Here is an 18811-nt window from a genome sequence, read left to right as displayed (position 1 = left end):
ACCGGCTATTGCTTAAATAATAGCATCAGCTTACTATCGGCGAATCAATGTTTATCGTAGCTAATATCTAAATGCTAACCCTATAAGGATTCCAAATTATGTCAAACAAAAATGAAGATAAAAAATCAGTGCAGAATAACGCAGTAACTGGTGTAGAAGTGGTAAAAGACGATACTGTCGTTTATGAAGATGGCGATTTTGAAGAGTACAATGCTGAACATGATCTAGAAGTTGACACCGATGCTAAGCTTGGTAATGATGACAAAGAATCAGATAAAGATAGCAAATCAAAAGAAGATAAGTCTGACAAATCAGACAAGAAAAATAAAGATAACAAAAAGTCTGATAAGAAAGCCAATGATAAAGACAGCTCTGACGAAGATGATAAGTCTGGTATAACGATGGCTGGTATCTATCAATGGGCAACTAAGCTAAGAGAAGATTTTAAATCTGACGCGGTAGACATGAAGCATGATGTCTCTGAAAAAGCGACTGCTATGATGCTTGGTAAATTGCTAGATGCCGTAGATATGGAATTAGCCGCTTTTGATAAGAGCTTAGATATCGCTAAAAATCTAATCGCTACCGCAGAAGAGCGCCGCAAAAAGATCGCTGCCAAAAAAGATAAATATCAAGGTATGATCGATAAGTTAGATCAAGAGTAATCGGTTTAATTAATTAGCTTCAAGCTTTATGAATCCAGTGTTAGACGTTTAGACTAAGCGTTTGACACTGGATTTTTTATACTTTATTGAAGGCTTTTCTTTAAAAAATGGTCAAATATAAAAGGCCCAAATGGCAAGAATGAACCGATTACACCGATAGGCATGGCCCATAGTGGTGTTTTTATTTTAGTGACCACTGTCATGAGTATAACGATATAGGCTATAAACAAGACGCCATGACCCATACCGATATACTTTACAGCCTCTTCAATACCCATCATATACTTTAATGGCATGGCAATACCGAGCAGTAGTAAAAATGAAGTACCTTCTAAATAACCTATGATAGTGAGGGCTTTTAGGACAGTGCGCTGATCTTGTTTAAGAGTAGTGATATGACTAGAGAGCTGAGCCTGTGACACTTGATTTTCCTTTTGTTATGATCAATAAATGATAGCTATGATACTGGCTTTGCCTACTACTTTGAAGGGCTAAGTCGCGCTAACAATGACTAGCGATACAAATAAATTGTTAACCCTACTAACCGCTTTTTTGGAAAAACTTATGCTTATTAATGCCGACTTTTCACAACGTGCAGCATTAGCCTTTGAGGACTATCAGTGGGTTGATTCACCACAAAAAGGCGTTGAGCGCGTCATGCTTGATCGAGTAGGCGCAGAAAAAGCCCGTGCTACCAGTATTGTACGCTATGCGCCCGACTCATACTTTCCCCATCATTTGCATCCTGGTGGCGAGGAGATACTCGTACTATCAGGTACTTTTTCTGCGGATGATACCGATTATCCCATAGGCTGGTATATACGCAATCCACCGACATCAGGGCACCAGCCTTATAGTGTCAAAGGTGCTACCATTTTTGTCAAACTCTGGCAGATGTCTACTGATGAGCACCAGCATGTGGCTATCGACACTACAGACGATAGCAACTGGCAGTTACAAGGCGATCGTCAGATTTGTCCGCTATTCTCTGATGACGATGAGCAAGTGAGCCTACAGCGACTGACTGCAAGCCAGCCACTGTTTATGACCGAAGTAGTAGGCGGCGTGGAGCTGCTAGTGATCGCAGGTGAGCTGATTGAAAACAAGCAGACTTATAAGTCTGGCAGTTGGCTACGCTTTCCTATAGGCACACTTCCACAAATAAGCGCAGGCTTAAAGGGCGTCACTGTCTATCTTAAAACGGGATATCTAGCGCAGATAAAACATACGGATATCGCAGCGCTATTAAATGAGTAGATAAGAGTAGTCATAATATTTTAATCGGTTTTAATAAAGGATTTTGAGATGAAGCAAGCTTCTGTTGCGATTGTAGGCGGTGGACTAAGTGGTCTGTACGCGGCCCTATTATTAGAAAAAAAAGGTATTGACTATATCCTATTAGAAGCTCGTCCTACGCTTGGTGGTCGCATTATCACTACTCGCTCTGCTACAGATATGCCCTTAGAGTCTCCAAATACTGACGCGACAACAGCCCTATCAGCTGACAACTTTGATTTAGGCCCGTCTTGGTTTTGGCCTGACTTTCAGCAGCAGCTTGGTCAGCTTATCGATGAGCTACAATTAGAGAGCTTTGAGCAGTTTGAAGAGGGCGATATGATGGTTGAACGCTCGGCTCATGAGCCCGCTATACGTAGCCAAGGCTATAAAAGCACTTCGCCATCAATGCGTCTAAAAGGAGGTATGGCAGCTTTGATCAATGCCTTATATAACCGTTTAGATCGAAATAAAATTATTACCAATCAACCAGTTCATCAGATAAACAAGACTGATGAGTATATTGAGGTTATTAGTAAAGACTCATCTGGACAGCTGACGACTTGGCAAGCTGGGCATATACTACTAGCGCTACCACCACGATTGGCAGCAGCCAGCATAGCGTTTACCCCTGCCCTACCGACTGATCTGACAATTCAATGGCATAATACAGCGACTTGGATGGCACCTCATGCCAAATACTTTGCAGTTTATGATACGCCCTTTTGGCGCGATACAGGATTATCAGGAGAAGCGCGTAGTGCGATAGGGCCTCTTGTTGAGATTCATGATGCCTCCATAACAGAGGGTAGCGGCGCATTATTTGGTTTTATTGGTGTGCCAGTACAACAGCGTCAAAGCATCTCCGAAACAGTATTAAAAGAGTATTGTCGCGAACAACTTGTGCGTTTATTTGGCGCAGAGGCAGGTACGCCAAAAGCTGAGTACCTCAAAGATTGGGCACAAGATCCGTTTACCGCGACGATTGCTGATCTTGATGTCAATGCGGATAGTTATGGTCAACACGCCTTAGCTCCTAATGCTAGAGCAAGCTCAGGCGTCTGGCAACAGTGCTTAACAGGCATAGGTAGCGAATGGTCGCGGCAGTTCTCTGGCTATACGGCTGGTGCTATTGATGCGGCAAGCGTGGCGGTACAAAACTTGCCTGAGTGTGTATCTAATATCGAATCTAAAAAATACGATTAAGGTTGTCGAACTCGTTTAGCTTTTGTAGATGGTACAACAGCGTAAAGTTAAATCAATTTAGAAACGACCTATCAAGGAGACTACGATGCACATCGGCATTTTAACGCTAACTTTTACCCTACCGGGATGCAGCTCTCTAAAAGAAAAGCGTCAGCGTATGGGCGGCTTGCATGAGCGTATCGGACGTAATCCTGCAATAGCAGTATGTGAAAGTGGCGAGCTTGATCGGCATGATGCTAGTGAGTGGACGTTCATAGTAGTCGCAACTTCTAAACGCAAAGTTGAGTCGTTATGTAATGAGATTGAAGAAAGGGTGCAGCGCGTGGTCGACGCGAGGATAATGGATGTAGTGCGAGAATTTATTTAACTCTGAATTATATTAAGAACTTATTTTAATCTGAAAAAACAGACCAGCCTGTTTTTTCTACCAGCATCTCTAATGCTTTTAGCCCAAGCTTTGAGTTGCCGACGGGATCAAGCCCTGGCGACCATACTGCAATTGAGCCTTTGCCTGGCGCAATCGTTAAGATACCACCACCCACGCCGCTTTTGCCTGGCAAGCCAACACGATAAGCAAACTCACCAGAGCCATCGTAGTGACCGCACATCATCATCAGAGAGTTAATCCGCTTGGAGCGCTGTGGGTTAATTACTCTCACCCCAGTATGTTGATTGATACCATTAGACATCAAGAATCGACCTGCACAAGCCAATTGCTGGCAACTCATCGCAATCGAACATTGATGAAAATAGACCCCTAATACCTTATCAACATCATGCTTGATATGACCAAATGACTTCATAAAGTGAGCTAGTGATGCGTTACGATCTTTGTGCTCCATCTCAGACGCTGCCACTTTATCATCAAAGCGAATCGAGTCATCATCAGCGATAAAATGTACGAACTGTAGGATCTCAGCCAATATCTCTTTGGGTTCATGCCCCATCATAATGGCGTCGACTACCGCAATTGCGCCAGCATTAATTAGTGGATTACGCGGCATACCCGATTCATACTCTAATATGGTAATTGAATTAAAAGGGTCACCCGATGGCTCACGGCCGACATGGTTCCAAAGCGCATTGCCTAATTTGCCAAGGGCGATGGTCAAAGTAAATACTTTGGAGATACTTTGAATAGAGAAAAGCGTACTGGCATCACCCGCTGAATAGACTTGCCCATCAGGTGTCGCAACGGCAATCCCGAACTGATTTGGATCGATATGAGCGAGCTGTGGAATGTAATTTGCCACATATCCACGTTCAGTCTCACTTGCCATCTGAGCGGCAATATCATCAAGTATATGTTGCATATTCATTGGATAACCGTATTTTTACTAATTTATTCATTATTGATGATTTTAGCTGAATAACTGAGGGTAAGGAGGGTTTATTTATTTTTACCTTAGATCCGCTTTTATTTTCAGAAAATAACTTTCATACACAAATCATTTTCTAAAGATTGGAAGGATTTTTCGATACCTATCCTATGTGCTCTTGAAGAAGAAAAATAATTTAAGCAGTCAATACAGCATTAAAAAAACAAGTTACAAATGAATAGATAAGAATAAAAAGACAGAATGAGGTAGCATTGAAAATTCAATAAAAATTTGGACATAAGGGAGTTAAGAAATGAAGGGAATCACACATTTTTCGAACAGTTTGATGGAAAAGTATTTACCAGATCCATTTTTATTCGTTATCATCTTAACCGTCGTGATTTTCGGTCTAGGCTTAGGCTTAACCGACTCCTCACCTTTACAGATGGTAGCTTTTTGGGGTGAAGGGTTTTGGGCATTACTCGCTTTCTCAATGCAAATGGTGCTAGTGCTTGTCACTGGTTTCGTATTGGCAAGCAGTCCGATATTCAAAAAAGGCTTAGGGAAATTGGCGAGTTTTGCAAGCTCGCCAGGTAGTGCGATTATTTGGGTAACCTTAGTATCACTTGCAGCAAGCTGGATTAACTGGGGGTTTGGATTAGTTATTGGTGCGTTGTTCGCAAAAGAATTAGCGAAGCGTGTTGAGCACGTTGATTATCGTCTACTGATTGCCAGTGCATATTCTGGGTTTATTATTTGGCATGCTGGATTTTCTGGATCGATTCCGCTGTCAATTGCAACAGAAGGGCATCCATTCGCTGACAAAATCGGTATTATTCCAACGAGTGCGACTATTTTTGCTAGTTACAACTTGATCATTGTCGTAAGTTTGGTGATTATTGTTCCTTTATTAAACCGTTTTATGATGCCAAAAAAAGAAGATACCGTGACCGTCGATCCGAAGCTTCTAGTTGACCCAATCGTTGAGGAGCTTCCTGAAAAGTCAGCTATGACTCCAGCAGAACGTTTGGAAAATAGCTGGATTTTATCCATGGTAATCGGTGTAATGGGAATTGCTTTCATTGTTTATTATTTTGCACAAAATGGATTTGCCTTAACGTTAGACTTAGTTAACTTTATGTTTTTATTTCTTGGAATTATGTTCCATGGAACGCCTCGCAAGTATCTTATTGCTGTTCAGGAAGCGGTCAAAGGAGCAGGAGCCATTATCGTTCAGTTTCCGTTTTATGCCGGCATTATGGGTATGATGACGGCATCTGGTTTGGCAGGAGTGATGTCAGACGCGTTTGTTAGCGCTTCAACAGTGGACACACTGCCACTTTTTGCTTTCTTAAGTGCAGGACTAGTTAACTTTTTTGTTCCTTCAGGTGGTGGGCAGTGGGCTGTACAAGCACCGATCATGTTAGAAGCTGCAGAAGTGCTTGGTAGTGATCCTGCGAGAGTTGCTATGGCTGTCGCATGGGGAGATGCTTGGACAAACATGATTCAGCCGTTCTGGGCATTACCAGCGCTAGCAATTGCTGGCCTTAAAGCTAAAGACATCATGGGATTTTGTGTCATTGTATTGATTGTCAGTGGCGTGATAATTGGTTTAGGGCTGTTATTTTTATAGGTAAAAGTTAGAGTTTGTCAATCAATAATCGCACCAGTATTTCTATTTGCACTGTTCTAAGGAAATTCTAGGTTTTGACCATCACTCCTAAAATGGGCACTGAATTTCCTATATAATGTGGGCTATCTTATTGTTAATACTCCATTCAATTTAGGCTTTTTAGCAAAAAAGGCGTTTTATGTTTAACCAATCCTCGACTCGTTTAAATAAATACATTAGCGAAAGCGGCATTTGCTCTCGCCGTGACGCTGACCGCTTCGTTGAACAAGGTAACGTCTACGTCAATGGCAAGCGTGCTCAAGTAGGCGATCAAGTGGTCTCTGGCGATACGGTAAAGGTTAACGGCCAGCTCATTGAGCCGCGAGAGCCCGATGATTTTGTGTTTATCGTATTGAATAAGCCAGTGGGCATTGTCAGTACCACTGAAAGTTCTGAGAAAGATAACATCGTTGATTTCGTACGACATAGCACACGTATTTTCCCGATTGGCCGTTTGGATAAAGACTCTCAGGGGTTGATCTTTTTGACCAGTAATGGCGATCTGGTCAATAAGGTATTGCGCGCTGGTAATAACCATGAAAAAGAATATCTAGTAACGGTGAATAAGCCAATAACCGATAGTTTTATTGAAGGTTTGGCTGGTGGCGTGCCAATGCTAGGCAAGATAACCAAAAAGTGCCCTGTGACTAAGATCGCGCCTACTGTGTTTAATATTACGCTAGTACAAGGTTTAAACCGTCAAATCCGCCGTATGTGTGAGCATTTTGGCTATGAAGTCGTCAAGCTTGAGCGTACGCGGATTATGAATGTCAGTCTGAAAGGGACTCCTGTTGGCGATTGGCGCGATTTGACCGAAAAAGAGTTAACAACTTTACTTAAATCTATAGAAGACTCTTCTTCACAAGACAGTCATTCGGGTAAGAAATCTAGTAATACACCACGAAAAAAATCTCGCTCTAATAATAATAGCAATAACGCATCAAAATCACCTGCAAACTCAAAGGGTGCAGCAAAAGGCAACGCTAAACATTCCAAGGATGGTGCTAGTAAACCAGCAGGTTCTAAAGGCAGAGATAAGCGTCCTTTTAATGATGGTAAGAAATCTGGCGGTAAAGGCAGACCTGCTACCAATGGTAAGCGTCCTGCAAGAGGTCGAGGATCTAAGCGGTGATTAAAACTATAGGTTGAAGTGGTTAGCTTTTTAGAACAGCTGGTAAGAGACAAAGCAATAATATTAACTTTTCCAAAAACACGTAGATACTATGAGATTTAAGCTTGCTTTCTCTCATGGTATCTACGTGCTATGTCACTGCAGGTTGTCTTTTTAGTGTGCCCGTTGTGCTTGTTAATTTTATCCGACTTTTTATGCTTAGAATAGCCTAGAACCTCTCCCATCTCAGTTTCTAAGGCGGTATCAATAAACGCTTGCATGAGTTATTCCTGAAAGTCTTTAATGTTCTTAAAACTGTTCATGTGACTCGCCATTTAATCAGCCAGTTTCTTAATGTCAGTTTGGTTAGTTACTGCTTACCCTTCTGTTAGCAGATTATAAGCAGTTACACAGTTTTTGGGAAAGTCTCGATGCAGTGTTTATCTGTAAAGATTTTAAACAATGATATGCTTGGTCACCTTGTAAACTCTCAATATAATTCATAAACTGGTATCAAATTACTCTTTGACAATGTATGTGAAACATCATCAATTTGGCGTGCTAAATCGCTAACCCTTCGCTTAACGTGGTCCCATATATATATAAGATCATCGCACCATACTGATGGATTATCGAATTCACGCTGTTGATCCCATCGATGTGGCAAGTATCCTCCACGGCAAACTTCAGCATGTCTGCAAGCCCTACATTCTGTAGGAATTATACGTTGAGACCTTATGATTGTGTTGATTTGCTCATTTTCATTAAGGTTAAGTAAATCTATATCCTCTGAAGTTTGTGTCATATTACTGCCACAAACCTTCAACACATCTAACAATTCATATTTGCCATTTGTCTCATAAATTAGATAGGCAAGATTCTCACTACCAAAAGCATCTGTGCGTCCCTTCCATCCTAAAACTGCCGCCACCATATCGGAAAACAGCCCCACTCTGACAACTTCTGGTTCAGCTAACCAAAGATCAAAAGCTTCTTGTAAAAAATGTCCTATCGATAGTCTAGGCAATTCAGGATAGTAGGTATCACATGTATCGCGTGATACATCTGGAATAAGAAAATTAAAATTATGTGGTGTAAGTGCTTTAAGTGCGCGATAAGTATCTGCTCCACTAGCATAAGGGTTAACGACACACAAAAGCCCGAAGGGCATATCAGTTTGATGAAGTAAATCAATGCTTCTGCGAACTTTGTTAAAAGTTCCTCGCCCACGTTTATCGACACGAAATTGATCATGATCAGCTTTACCTCCATCAATACTAATCGACAGTGATATTGCCTCATTTTTTAGAAATTTTATCCAGTCTGAGCTGAGTAGAATACCGTTTGTTTGCAATGAAAATGTAATATCAGGAACATAGCTGCGCAAAATATCAATATATTCTTGCAAACGCTTCCGTCCTGCAACAAGTGGCTCACCGCCGTGAAATACAACTTTACGAACCACATCAGAATGAATATGTCGAGTAGCTGCAATATCACGTCCGAGACGGTGTACATCGTCGTTGAGCAAGAACTGCGGCAATTGTGCATGAGCTTCGCTTTGGTGATTATAAACATAGCAATAAGAGCAGTTTATATTACAGATTTGAGTCAACTTAACTATGAATGTAGTTGGCATTGCAACAATATTTTTCATGATAAAGCCTCAATTAATTTCTGTCCATATATCGTCAGAAAACGTTGATTTTCGGCAATAGTCTGTTTCAAAGCAGCTGTATCCTGCAAAGCTTTTACTTGATGGTCATATTGTGGAGGCTGACCTTGCATATATGCAATATTGCACGCTGCATGATAAGCAAAAACGATACGTTCTAGGGGACGGTTACAGCGCATAAATACAGAATAGACTTCGGGAGCATCTTTTTGCGTGACAGCATCATTTTGAACAGTAATGTTATAGTGCAAATGACTCGCCTCGTGTACTACCATTTCAGCAATACCATGCCTTGTAAGGTTACCAGAAATGCGAATAGTATCAGGCGATTGTGGCGAAGATCCACTATTTAAAGTTTTAGTATCATCAAAATCTACCAAAATATAGCGAACTCTCATAATCACCCATTCTCGGTAATTCAATGAAAGACTCATCAAAGCTTTCTTTATCAAAATAATACCGATATCAGCTCTATCCATCGAGATCTTATCTGCGGAAAAAAATATTACAAATAGAGCGGAAGCTACAGTTTCGCGCGCTTCTAGTTTCATTAAGTATATACAATTATAGATTCTATCGTGTTCTCGGACATTACTATTACTAAGCGTATATGACTCGCCATTGTCTAAATTATTGAATATCATTGTAAGTCTATCGTCTAAAAGAGACACTGAATACAATGCAGCCTGCAAAAGCTCCTTCTTGTCTAAATCAATAGGAGTTGCTACAGGTTGCATTGCTAACATAGTGTTATTCCTTAAAGCTTTCTAATTCAGATTCAATAGCGTGCCTTAAACGCTCTCTAACTTCAGGGTGCTTTAGAACAGATGATACTCTCAAAGGTGTATTGAGACCTTCAATCTCACCAGGCTGTATAATAAAGTCACGACCAATTTGACTATCATCAGCAACCAAATCTTTAAGGTTAATTTCACTACTCGCCTCTTTGGTAAAGTCACTTTTGGTATAAGTACCACCTTTTGTGTAAGATCCTGGTGGACCCTCTTTAGTATAAGTGCCACCTTTCTCATAACTGGCGACAGGGCTAAATTCTAAATCCATACGTTCCGAAATCATGTTAGCGATGTTTGTAGGAAGTATGGCAGACTGCTCTTTGTCTTCCACAAGTTTTGCCAACTCTTTGATACGCGTCGCTAGCTCTAACTTTCCTATTACTTTAGGTTTCTTTGACATTTTAGTCACCTTTAAAGTTCATTTAGATTAATTGGATGCTACCTTGCTTGTTATTACAATTTCTTAGTGTATTGAGCAATCACCACTTATTTAGCAGTAACTACAATAAAATATACTATATATTGTTAATTCTTCGATTTAAGAAGAACATAGCGCTGCTAAGGTAAACCTCTCGAAGCCTTTGAGATATAAAGTATGTAGCAAGCGAAGGGTATCTACACTAGCTTGATACTATTCAATCGCCCTCTGTCGTTTCGAATTAGTAATAGCTTAGTTAAAGAGAAATTTTAGCTCAGCTATATATACATTATGTTATTAAACACACAAAGTCTACTTTATTATTCATATAAACGAATACTATGGTAGGTTTTATATCTGAAATAAAAAGTAATTGCATGCAGTAGGCACTAGCGTTGCGTCATCATTTCTTATTTACCAGCCTACGCTCGAGCCTGTCCTCCAAAATCATTTAATACATCCACAAAAAAACCGCCCTAACCAAAAAGTTAGAGCGGTTTAGTTAATTCAAAATAAAGCTTTATTCAGCGTCAGTAGTTGTAGTTGTACCCTGTTCAACACCTTTCATAGTCAGTTTAATGCGACCACGGTTATCAACGTCTTGTACTAAGACCTTAACAGTTTGCCCTTCTTTTAGATAATCAGACACATTCTCTACGCGCTCTTCTGCGATTTGTGAGATATGTACTAGACCGTCAGTGTTTGGCAACACGTTTACAAATGCACCAAAGTCAACGATGCGTGCGACTGTACCTGCGTAAGTTTTGCCTACTTCAACTTCAGCCGTTAATGCTTCGATTTTGCCGATAGCGGCTTTAGTTGCCGCTTTATTCTCACCAAAGATACGGATAGTACCGCCATCATCGATATCGATAACCGCACCAGTCTCTTCAGTTAGCTGACGAATCATCGCGCCACCTTTACCGATGACGTCGCGGATTTTATCAGGGTTAATTTCGATGACCGCATAGTTAGGTGCATGAGCGTTGATTTCAGTACGGCTCTCTGGCAATACTTTATTCATCGCGTCCAAGATATGAATACGACCTGCGTGAGCTTGCTTGAGCGCTTGCTCCATGATATCAGGAGTGATACCTTCGATTTTGATATCCATCTGTAATGCTGTGATACCGTCTTTAGAACCAGCAACTTTAAAATCCATATCGCCAAGATGATCTTCATCACCTAAGATGTCAGACAAGACTGCGAAGCGTTCGCCTTCTTTGACTAGACCCATCGCGATACCAGCAACTGGTGCTTTGATTGGTACACCAGCATCCATTAACGCTAGACTTGCACCACATACAGACGCCATAGACGATGAACCGTTTGATTCAGTGATCTCAGATACCACACGGATGACATACGGGAAGCGATCGCTATCAGGTAGCATCGCTTGGACACCACGGCGCGCTAGGCGGCCATGACCGATTTCACGACGTTTTGGAATACCTTCACGACCTGTCTCACCGACTGAGAAATGCGGGAAGTTATAATGCAGCATGAAATGGTCACGGATAGTACCCGCTAATGAGTCGATCATATTGACGTCACGACTGTTACCTAGAGTCGTCGTTACCAATGCCTGCGTTTCACCGCGAGTGAATAGCGCTGAACCGTGCGTGAATGGCAGTACACCGACTTGCACATCAAGCGCACGTACCGTATCTAGATCTCGACCATCGATACGTGGCTTACCAGATAGGATGCTATCACGAACCGTACGATACTTAAGATCGTTATAGATGTCTTTTAGCTCAGAGACATTGTTGCTGTAGCCATCAGACTCAGCATCGCCTGCTAGTGCTGCGATAGCGGCATCTTTGATTTCATCAAGCTTCGTATAGCGATCTTGCTTATCTTTAATGCTATAAGCGTCAGCGACTTGCTCGCCGAACTGCTCTTTCATACCTTTTTCTAAAGCTTCATCATGCTTTGGCGCTTCGAACTGTTGCTTGGCCGTGCCGATTTCTGCTGCCATAGAGGCAATATTATCGATGACGATTTGCTGTTGCTCATGACCGTATAGTACCGCACCTAACATTTGATCTTCTGATAGCTCTGCCGCTTCTGATTCAACCATCAGTACTGCGGATTTGGTACCAGCAACGACTAAATCAAGATCGCTTGTTTTAAGCTGCTCAATCGTTGGGTTCAGTACATATTCGCCATTGATAAAGCCGACACGCGCTGCAGCAACTGGGCCATTGAATGGCGCATCAGAGATAGCTAGAGCAGCTGAAGCACCGATTAACGCTGCGATATCAGCTGATTGAGTTTTGTCAGAAGATACGACAGTAGCCGTAATTTGGACTTCGTTAACATAACCTTCAGGGAATAACGGACGGATTGGACGGTCAATTAAGCGTGAAGTTAAAGTTTCATTTTCGCTCGCACGGCCTTCACGTTTGCCATAAGCGCCTGGAATCTTACCAGCGGCATACATTTTTTCTTGATAGTTAACCGTTAGCGGAAAGAAGTTTTGACCTGATTTTGCCTCAGACTTGACCACTGCAGCGACTAGGACAGTGACGCCGCCCATATGTACCATGATAGAGTTGGCTTGACGGGCTACGCGGCCAGTCTCAATGATGACTTGTTGATTGCCATACTGAAATTCACGGGTGATAGTATTGAACATTGACATAAAATTTTTCCTAATGTTGAGTGTCTAAAGTGATAAAAGCGACTTTTATCGATACAGCCTCTAATATCACTCTTTATAATATTTTTATATGAATTCAAAATGCTGTCGTTTTAACGGGTTTGCAGCTATTTAGCGCTCACATACGGTTTTAAATACTGGTGTTCGTTAGTATATCTGCTCTGTGTACTAATTTAACGTGTGGCTCTATTGTGCTATTTAAATCAAACTATTCAAATTCGGTAATACGTTGCTACTGACTATTCATGCCACAGTCAGCATTTTTGAGATATTTTCATCGTGCACTATTTTACAGTGATTTAAGGCTATTGACCAATTTATTGGTTTAATAAATAATAGCCATAAAAAAACGGCATGAAGCTATTTCATACCGTTTCTGTACTGCTCAATTCTTATAATGATAATACATAAGGGTTGTATTAACGACGTAGACCTAATTGGCTGATCAAAGTAGTGTAACGACCTAAGTCCTTACCTTTTAAGTAATCAAGCAATTTACGACGAGTGTTAACCATACGGATAAGACCACGACGGCTATGATGATCCGCTTTGTGAGCTTTAAAATGGTTTTGTAAATCGTTGATACGCGCGCTTAAAAGAGCAACTTGAACTTCAGGGGAACCTGTGTCATTTTCGCCGCGCTGATATTGAGCAATGATATTTTCGCGATCGGTATTCGTTAGCATAAATTTCTCCAGCAATGCTAATAATTCTACAGAGCTTCAAGTAGTTGAACACTCATAGAATAATAAGATAATAAAATAGTTCGCTGTCCATTCAGGATAACCCTGCATTACTAGAGTTGACCTATTAGCCAGCAAACCCAATACGGTATTATAGTAGATAGTGTTTTATAACTAACGCTACTACAAACGTCAGCTATTATAGCAAAAAACTGTCAAGCTGACAGTCTTTTTTGATAGCAAAGATTAACCCTTATTTATTGACGTCATCTTGCTTGGCATTGCCACCTAAATCATCATCATTTAACGGCGCAGTAGTTGCCTCAGCAAGACTATCAGGCGCCTTGTCATTCGGATCAATCTCACCAGCTAGCTCTTGAATTTTCTTCTCCTCGACATCCATCTCTTTATTTGGCTTATCCATAATTTTATTCCCTGTATATTGATCACTATTGACATAAAGCTAGTATAAAAAATGCCAACTGTTTGTACAGCCGACATCGTTTATTAAAGCTTATTAATTATCGATTATTACTTATCTTCTTTTGCATTTTCAGCAATGCGGTCTGCTGCTGCCTCAGTATCTTCGGTATAATTGTCTTCGGTTTGATTCTTTAAAGAATCCTGTGCCGCATCAGAACGTTGTTGCTCAAGTTTGGTATTGTTTGGATTAGGCTGTGACATAGTATTTTCCTTTTTATTTGAAGTTAGTTTATCTGAGATCTACGTTTAGCTACTTGTTCCATACTTTTAGTTATTATCTAATCTTTATGTTTATAGTTGTTGTATCAACAGTCAGTATTTATTAGTTTTGGTAATTGTTATTATTAACTGACATAGTCATGGTATAAAAAAAGCAGGTCTCACCGTAGGCGAAACCTGCAACTAAATGTAGCGGAATGTGATTAGTGTAATACACTAGTAAATTATGCAGCGATTAGGTTATCGTTGAATCAGCTTTTTGGGTTGCAAGCGTCCATTAAGACTAACCGCTCCCAATCCTAAGAACTGACCATTTGTATCTATCAAGCGGATATCTATAGGCAGTTCATGCTCTGGGATATTAGCATTTTCAGTTTTTTGTACATCTAATTGAACGTTATCAATAATATATTGTTGCAACGTCGGCGTTAGCTGTTCGATTACGTTCAGCCGTTGACCCATCTTGATCCGTTCACATTGTTCTGAATCTAAAACCAGCTGAGCTGCGATATAAATACAGGCATCTATAGGTAATAACTGTACAAACCTATTATCAAACTCTAGCGCTTCTAGCTCTGGCAAGCTTATCGCATTATTAATACTAAACTTGCCAACGTCCAAGCGTCTTAAAGCGGTTAGATGACCTAATGTATCTAAAGCTTTAGCAATATCCTCACCTAACACACGTACATAAGTACCTTTAGTACAAGTCACCGTCAGCTCAATACTATTAGCACTAAGCATTGTCAAATCTAACGACTTGATAGTGATATCTCTAGGTGCTCGCTCAACCTCTATCCCAGCGCGCGCGTATTCGTAGAGCTTTTTGCCGTCTTTTTTTAGAGCTGAGTACATAGGTGGGATTTGCTGCTGGGCGCCCATGAACTGCTGAGCAATGCTAGTTAGTAGTTCATTATCGATAATTGGCACTGCTGTCTCAGCAATGATCTTACCATCCGCATCGCCTGTATCGGTCTGTTGACCCAGTAATATCGTTGCCTGATAAGATTTGTCAGCGTCCAGTTGATAATGGCTAAACTTAGTCGCCTCACCTAAGCAAATAGGCAATAGACCCGTAGCCATGGGATCAAGAGTACCCGTATGCCCTGCTTTTTTACTGTCGTGAATAGGTGATTGAAACAGATACTTCACCTTTGACACCACTTGCTGAGAGGTCATACCTATAGGTTTATCAATTAAGATAACTCCAGAGACTTTTTGTTTAGAATATGGCTTATCACTTTGATGAGACGCTTGCTCAGACACTTTAGACATAGTAGCTATTTCTCTTGTGATTGCTCTTCTATCTGTGGCTCATCAATATTTAAGCCATCAGTATCTAAGCTATCAGTTTCGTTATCATCTGTTTTTGCATTGGCTTGACTGATTAGATCCATCATATAGTTACCACGAGCGGTAACTTCATCATAATGAAATCTAAGGCGCGGTGTCGTGCGCGTTTTGAGACTATGGCTTAATTCAGTACGCAAGAATCCAGCGGCTTTATTGAGTACCTTAATACTCTCTTCATGGTTGGTTATCGTCATAGCATCATTGAGCTCAGGCTCCATGACAGTGACGTAGATATCGGCGTAACCTAGATCAGGGCTGACTTTGACACTGGAGATAGTGACATATCCTGTTAGACGTGGGTCCTTGACAGCATCGCGAATGAGTACCGCAAGCTCACGCTGGATTTGATCTGCTAAACGTTGGAGACGTTGATTCATTCTATTATCCTAATTAAAATATTGTATTTTTAATAAAAATTTAAACCGTTAGTTTGCAATAAAAAAGGCCTAGCAGGATTACCCTGTTAGGCCTAATAACATCTTATTAAGGCATATCGAAAATATGACTTTAATAGCCTATTTAGATAGTACGTGCGAACTCTTGAATCTCAAAGACTTCGATTTTATCGCCATCTTCTACATCATAGCCACGAACGGCTAGACCACATTCCATGCCTGTACGTACTTCATTAACATCTTCTTTATAACGACGTAATGATTGCAATTGACCAGTAAAGATAACTTGGTCAGCACGTAATACACGGATAGGTTTGTTGCGATAAATCGTACCTTCAACCACCATACAACCGGCAGCTGCACCGAATTTACTAGAGCGGAATACTTCACGCACATCAGCCACACCCAATATTTTCTCACGATGTTCAGGAGCTAGCATACCACTCATGGCCGCTTTCACGTCATCAATCAAACCATAGATAACACTGTAATAGCGAATGTCCATGTCAGCAGCATCTGCTTTACGACGTGCGGTAGTATCAGCGCGAACGTTGAAACCTAACAATACTGCCTCACTAGATTCAGCAAGAGTAACATCAGATTCTGAGATCGGACCAACACCTGAGCTAATAACGCGTACTTTGACTTCGTCGGTTGATAACTCATTTAATGCTGCCAATAGAGCTTCTAGTGAACCACGAACATCCGTTTTCAGGACGATGTTTAAGAAGGACACATCGCCTTGTTCCATCTGCTCAAACATACTCTCTAAGCGCATTTTATTCTGGCGCTCAAGCTGCTGCTCACGCTCACGGTTGGCCCTAAAGTCCGCCACTTCACGCGCTTTTTTCTCATCAGTTACGACTAAGAATTCGCTACCCGCAGCTGGTGTATCTGGTAAGCCTAGGATCTCAACAGGAATAGAAGGACCTGCAGTCTGAATACGTTTGCCATGCTCGTCAACCATAGCCCGTACACGGCCATAATACTCACCGGCTAAGACTAGATCGCCTTGCTTGAGCGTACCTTTTTTAACCAATACGCTAGCAACTGGACCACGACCTTTTTCTAGTCTTGATTCAATAACTACACCTTGCGCCGCACCGTCCAATGGTGCTTCTAATTCCATTAGCTCTGCAGTCAAACTGATGTATTCTAGTAGCTCATCGATACCTTCGCCTGTTTTGGCTGAGATACGAGCCATAGGTGTGTCACCACCCCACTCTTCTGATATTACTTGCTTCGCCGTTAGCTCGTTTAATACACGATCTGGATCAGCGCTTGGCTTATCCATTTTATTAATCGCAACAATCAGCGGCGTACCAGCAGCACGAGCATGATCAATAGCTTCTTCGGTCTGTGGCATCATACCATCATCAGCGGCGACGACTAGTACGACGATATCTGTCGCTTGGGCACCACGTGAGCGCATCGCACTAAAGGCGGCGTGACCTGGTGTATCAAGGAAAGTAATAACGCCACGATCCGTTTTAACATGATAAGCACCGATATGCTGAGTAATTCCGCCAGCTTCGCCAGTGGCAACTTTGGTCTCACGAATCTTATCAAGTAGCGATGTTTTACCATGATCAACGTGACCCATGATAGTGACCACTGGTGGACGCGTCTGTACGTTACTACTGCGCCCATCAACGGCATCATGTAGATCGTCTTCAACTTTGGTATCGCTGACTGGAACTGGATTGTGACCCATCTCTTCGACAATAAGACTAGCTGTCGCTTGGTCAATAGTATCTGATTCAGTCGCCATTTCACCCATTTTCATAAGTAACTTAGTGACTTCACGAGCTTTGACTGCCATACGCTGAGCCAAGTCTGCTACAGTAATCTGTTCGCTAATCTCAACATCATAAACGATTTTTTCCACAGGTTTTTCAAACTTGTGTTGACCAGCCTGCGCTGAACGTAAGCCGTTCTTACGGTTTTTGACTTCACGCTCGTCTTGGTTTTTGCGGCGGCGCCCACGAGTACCTGTGCTGTTAGCACCACGCTTGATCTCACGACGCTCTTTTTCAAATGACTCTTCTAGTGCGTCGCCAACTAGACCTTCGGCCAATGGCTCATCTTTACGCACTTCAGCAACAGGCTCACGGTCCGTATATTTACCAGCCATCTTGCGCATTTGCTCAAGAGTACGCTTTTGTGCCTCTTTTGCTTGTGCTTGACGTGTTTCAGCTTCAATCTCACGTAAACGATTTTCTTCAACTTCGCGTGCTTCGCGTGCTTTACGCTCAGCTGCAGTTTCAACTTTTGGCTTGGTGGCCGCAACTACTTTTTTCTTAGGCTTATCTTTATCTTTGGTGATAACTTCGACAGCGTCTTTGCTACCTTTTTTGACTACAACCGATGAGTTAGCGACTTTAGCGCTTTTGCTGGTTGAGCTTTTGCTAGAGCCTAAGCTACTACGCATAGCTGCTAGAGTAGCCGCTTGACGTTCCTCAGCTTTTTTCTTCGCCTCAGAACGCTCCTCGAGATCTTTGGCCGCCCGAGCTTGCGCTTCAATTAATGCCTGCTCACGCGCTGCTAACTCTTCAGCCATCTTCTCTGGATCAGGCTTTTCAAAGATTTTCTTTTTGCGCACTTCTACATTGACGCTCTTAGATTTGCCTGAAGAGCCAGTCACACGCGCAGTACTCGTCGTTTTAGATTTTAGACTAATACGACGCTTGTCTTGCTGACCATGACTTTGCTTTAAGTACGCCACTAGCTTCTCTTGCTCAGCTTCAGTGACTGGATCACCTTCACCGCGAGCAGGCATTCCAGCATCTTGCAGTTGCTGCTGTAAAGCACTTGCGGTTTTGCCTACCATGTCTGCCAGTTCTTTGACGGTCTTATCTGCCATTTATTATCACCTACT

18 protein-coding genes are annotated in these 18811 nt (G+C 41.7%); 6 read left to right on the top strand and 12 right to left on the bottom strand.

Annotated elements, in window-relative coordinates; translation table 11 throughout:
* The first annotated feature begins 98 nt into the window (after window positions 1-98).
* The gene (locus Q9G97_RS00505; protein ID WP_305899293.1) at window positions 99-665 is read left to right on the top strand and encodes a hypothetical protein; all 567 of its coding nucleotides are present in this window, start codon (window positions 99-101) and stop codon (window positions 663-665) included.
* 83 nt (window positions 666-748) lie between these two features.
* On the opposite strand, the gene Q9G97_RS00500 is transcribed toward Q9G97_RS00505, so the two are convergent.
* Window positions 749-1087 carry a DUF3817 domain-containing protein gene (locus tag Q9G97_RS00500; RefSeq protein ID WP_305899292.1) on the bottom strand — a complete coding sequence of 113 codons (339 nt, stop codon included), beginning with the start codon at window positions 1085-1087 and terminating at the stop codon, window positions 749-751.
* A gap of 142 nt (window positions 1088-1229) precedes the next feature.
* Between Q9G97_RS00500 and Q9G97_RS00495 the strand changes: the two genes are divergently transcribed.
* The 3 genes from Q9G97_RS00495 to Q9G97_RS00485 all read left to right on the top strand — a co-directional run bounded on the left by Q9G97_RS00495 (window position 1230) and on the right by Q9G97_RS00485 (window position 3513).
* Window positions 1230-1922 (top strand): cupin domain-containing protein, encoded by a 693-nt coding sequence (locus Q9G97_RS00495; RefSeq protein ID WP_305899291.1) that lies wholly within the window; start codon window positions 1230-1232, stop codon window positions 1920-1922.
* Window positions 1923-1970: 48 nt separating this feature from the next.
* Window positions 1971-3146, top strand: a complete 1176-nt coding sequence (locus tag Q9G97_RS00490) for an FAD-dependent oxidoreductase (RefSeq protein ID WP_305899290.1) — start codon at window positions 1971-1973, stop codon at window positions 3144-3146.
* An 85-nt stretch (window positions 3147-3231) separates the two neighbouring features.
* The gene (locus Q9G97_RS00485) at window positions 3232-3513 is read left to right on the top strand and encodes a DUF503 domain-containing protein (RefSeq protein ID WP_305899289.1); all 282 of its coding nucleotides are present in this window, start codon (window positions 3232-3234) and stop codon (window positions 3511-3513) included.
* A gap of 25 nt (window positions 3514-3538) precedes the next feature.
* Here the strand turns inward: Q9G97_RS00485 and Q9G97_RS00480 are convergent, their stop codons facing one another.
* Entirely contained in the window at window positions 3539-4465 is a 927-nt protein-coding gene (locus Q9G97_RS00480; protein ID WP_305899288.1) for a glutaminase, read from the bottom strand.
* A 313-nt stretch (window positions 4466-4778) separates the two neighbouring features.
* Between Q9G97_RS00480 and Q9G97_RS00475 the strand changes: the two genes are divergently transcribed.
* Window positions 4779-6098: a short-chain fatty acid transporter gene (locus tag Q9G97_RS00475; protein WP_305899287.1), complete on the top strand. Its 1320-nt coding sequence runs from the start codon at window positions 4779-4781 to the stop codon at window positions 6096-6098.
* A gap of 178 nt (window positions 6099-6276) precedes the next feature.
* Window positions 6277-7269 carry a 23S rRNA pseudouridine(2604) synthase RluF gene (gene rluF, locus Q9G97_RS00470; RefSeq protein ID WP_201570879.1) on the top strand — a complete coding sequence of 331 codons (993 nt, stop codon included), beginning with the start codon at window positions 6277-6279 and terminating at the stop codon, window positions 7267-7269.
* 469 nt (window positions 7270-7738) lie between these two features.
* Here the strand turns inward: rluF and Q9G97_RS00465 are convergent, their stop codons facing one another.
* From Q9G97_RS00465 to infB, 10 genes are all read right to left on the bottom strand, one after another.
* Window positions 7739-8905: a radical SAM protein gene (locus tag Q9G97_RS00465; protein ID WP_305899286.1), complete on the bottom strand. Its 1167-nt coding sequence runs from the start codon at window positions 8903-8905 to the stop codon at window positions 7739-7741.
* Window positions 8902-9669: a hypothetical protein gene (locus Q9G97_RS00460; RefSeq protein WP_305899285.1), complete on the bottom strand. Its 768-nt coding sequence runs from the start codon at window positions 9667-9669 to the stop codon at window positions 8902-8904. The genes Q9G97_RS00465 and Q9G97_RS00460 overlap by 4 nt, the downstream gene beginning before the upstream one ends.
* Window positions 9670-9673: 4 nt before the next feature.
* Window positions 9674-10117: a hypothetical protein gene (locus Q9G97_RS00455; protein ID WP_305899284.1), complete on the bottom strand. Its 444-nt coding sequence runs from the start codon at window positions 10115-10117 to the stop codon at window positions 9674-9676.
* Between the two features lie 538 nt (window positions 10118-10655).
* A complete protein-coding gene (gene pnp / locus Q9G97_RS00450; RefSeq protein ID WP_305899283.1) occupies window positions 10656-12782 on the bottom strand; it encodes a polyribonucleotide nucleotidyltransferase in 2127 nt (708 codons plus the stop codon).
* Between the two features lie 437 nt (window positions 12783-13219).
* Entirely contained in the window at window positions 13220-13486 is a 267-nt protein-coding gene (gene rpsO, locus Q9G97_RS00445; protein WP_201570865.1) for a 30S ribosomal protein S15, read from the bottom strand.
* A 250-nt stretch (window positions 13487-13736) separates the two neighbouring features.
* Complete coding sequence (locus Q9G97_RS00440; RefSeq protein ID WP_305899282.1) at window positions 13737-13907, bottom strand: hypothetical protein; 171 nt, start codon at window positions 13905-13907, stop codon at window positions 13737-13739.
* Between the two features lie 107 nt (window positions 13908-14014).
* Window positions 14015-14167, bottom strand: coding sequence for a hypothetical protein (locus tag Q9G97_RS00435; protein ID WP_305899281.1), 153 nt, complete (start codon window positions 14165-14167; stop codon window positions 14015-14017).
* A 258-nt stretch (window positions 14168-14425) separates the two neighbouring features.
* Window positions 14426-15460: a tRNA pseudouridine(55) synthase TruB gene (gene truB, locus Q9G97_RS00430; RefSeq protein ID WP_305899280.1), complete on the bottom strand. Its 1035-nt coding sequence runs from the start codon at window positions 15458-15460 to the stop codon at window positions 14426-14428.
* A 5-nt stretch (window positions 15461-15465) separates the two neighbouring features.
* On the bottom strand, window positions 15466-15915 hold the full coding sequence (locus tag Q9G97_RS00425) for a ribosome-binding factor A (RefSeq protein WP_305899279.1): 450 nt from the start codon (window positions 15913-15915) through the stop codon (window positions 15466-15468).
* Window positions 15916-16057: 142 nt separating this feature from the next.
* A complete protein-coding gene (gene infB / locus Q9G97_RS00420; protein WP_305899278.1) occupies window positions 16058-18796 on the bottom strand; it encodes a translation initiation factor IF-2 in 2739 nt (912 codons plus the stop codon).
* Between the last annotated feature and the right edge of the window lie 15 nt (window positions 18797-18811).

It is taken from the genome of Psychrobacter sp. M13 (assembly GCF_030718935.1).
In the GTDB taxonomy this organism is placed as follows: domain Bacteria; phylum Pseudomonadota; class Gammaproteobacteria; order Pseudomonadales; family Moraxellaceae; genus Psychrobacter; species Psychrobacter immobilis_G.
Note: the sequence above shows the minus strand (reverse complement) of the source record. Positions and strands in the feature narration are given on the sequence as shown.

Excerpts from the sequence above, each read along its gene's own strand:
- truB (WP_305899280.1), bottom strand. The coding sequence starts at position 15,460 with ATGTCTAAAGTGTCTGAGCAAGCGTCTCATCAAAGTGATAAGCCATAT.
- Q9G97_RS00465 (WP_305899286.1), bottom strand. The coding sequence starts at position 8,905 with ATGAAAAATATTGTTGCAATGCCAACTACATTCATAGTTAAGTTGACT.
- pnp (WP_305899283.1), bottom strand. The coding sequence starts at position 12,782 with ATGTCAATGTTCAATACTATCACCCGTGAATTTCAGTATGGCAATCAA.
- Q9G97_RS00440 (WP_305899282.1), bottom strand. The coding sequence starts at position 13,907 with ATGGATAAGCCAAATAAAGAGATGGATGTCGAGGAGAAGAAAATTCAA.
- Q9G97_RS00505 (WP_305899293.1), top strand. The coding sequence starts at position 99 with ATGTCAAACAAAAATGAAGATAAAAAATCAGTGCAGAATAACGCAGTA.
- Q9G97_RS00455 (WP_305899284.1), bottom strand. The coding sequence starts at position 10,117 with ATGTCAAAGAAACCTAAAGTAATAGGAAAGTTAGAGCTAGCGACGCGT.
- Q9G97_RS00425 (WP_305899279.1), bottom strand. The coding sequence starts at position 15,915 with ATGAATCAACGTCTCCAACGTTTAGCAGATCAAATCCAGCGTGAGCTT.
- Q9G97_RS00460 (WP_305899285.1), bottom strand. The coding sequence starts at position 9,669 with ATGTTAGCAATGCAACCTGTAGCAACTCCTATTGATTTAGACAAGAAG.
- Q9G97_RS00490 (WP_305899290.1), top strand. The coding sequence starts at position 1,971 with ATGAAGCAAGCTTCTGTTGCGATTGTAGGCGGTGGACTAAGTGGTCTG.
- Q9G97_RS00435 (WP_305899281.1), bottom strand. The coding sequence starts at position 14,167 with ATGTCACAGCCTAATCCAAACAATACCAAACTTGAGCAACAACGTTCT.
- infB (WP_305899278.1), bottom strand. The coding sequence starts at position 18,796 with ATGGCAGATAAGACCGTCAAAGAACTGGCAGACATGGTAGGCAAAACC.
- Q9G97_RS00480 (WP_305899288.1), bottom strand. The coding sequence starts at position 4,465 with ATGAATATGCAACATATACTTGATGATATTGCCGCTCAGATGGCAAGT.
- Q9G97_RS00475 (WP_305899287.1), top strand. The coding sequence starts at position 4,779 with ATGAAGGGAATCACACATTTTTCGAACAGTTTGATGGAAAAGTATTTA.
- Q9G97_RS00485 (WP_305899289.1), top strand. The coding sequence starts at position 3,232 with ATGCACATCGGCATTTTAACGCTAACTTTTACCCTACCGGGATGCAGC.
- Q9G97_RS00495 (WP_305899291.1), top strand. The coding sequence starts at position 1,230 with ATGCTTATTAATGCCGACTTTTCACAACGTGCAGCATTAGCCTTTGAG.
- rluF (WP_201570879.1), top strand. The coding sequence starts at position 6,277 with ATGTTTAACCAATCCTCGACTCGTTTAAATAAATACATTAGCGAAAGC.
- rpsO (WP_201570865.1), bottom strand. The coding sequence starts at position 13,486 with ATGCTAACGAATACCGATCGCGAAAATATCATTGCTCAATATCAGCGC.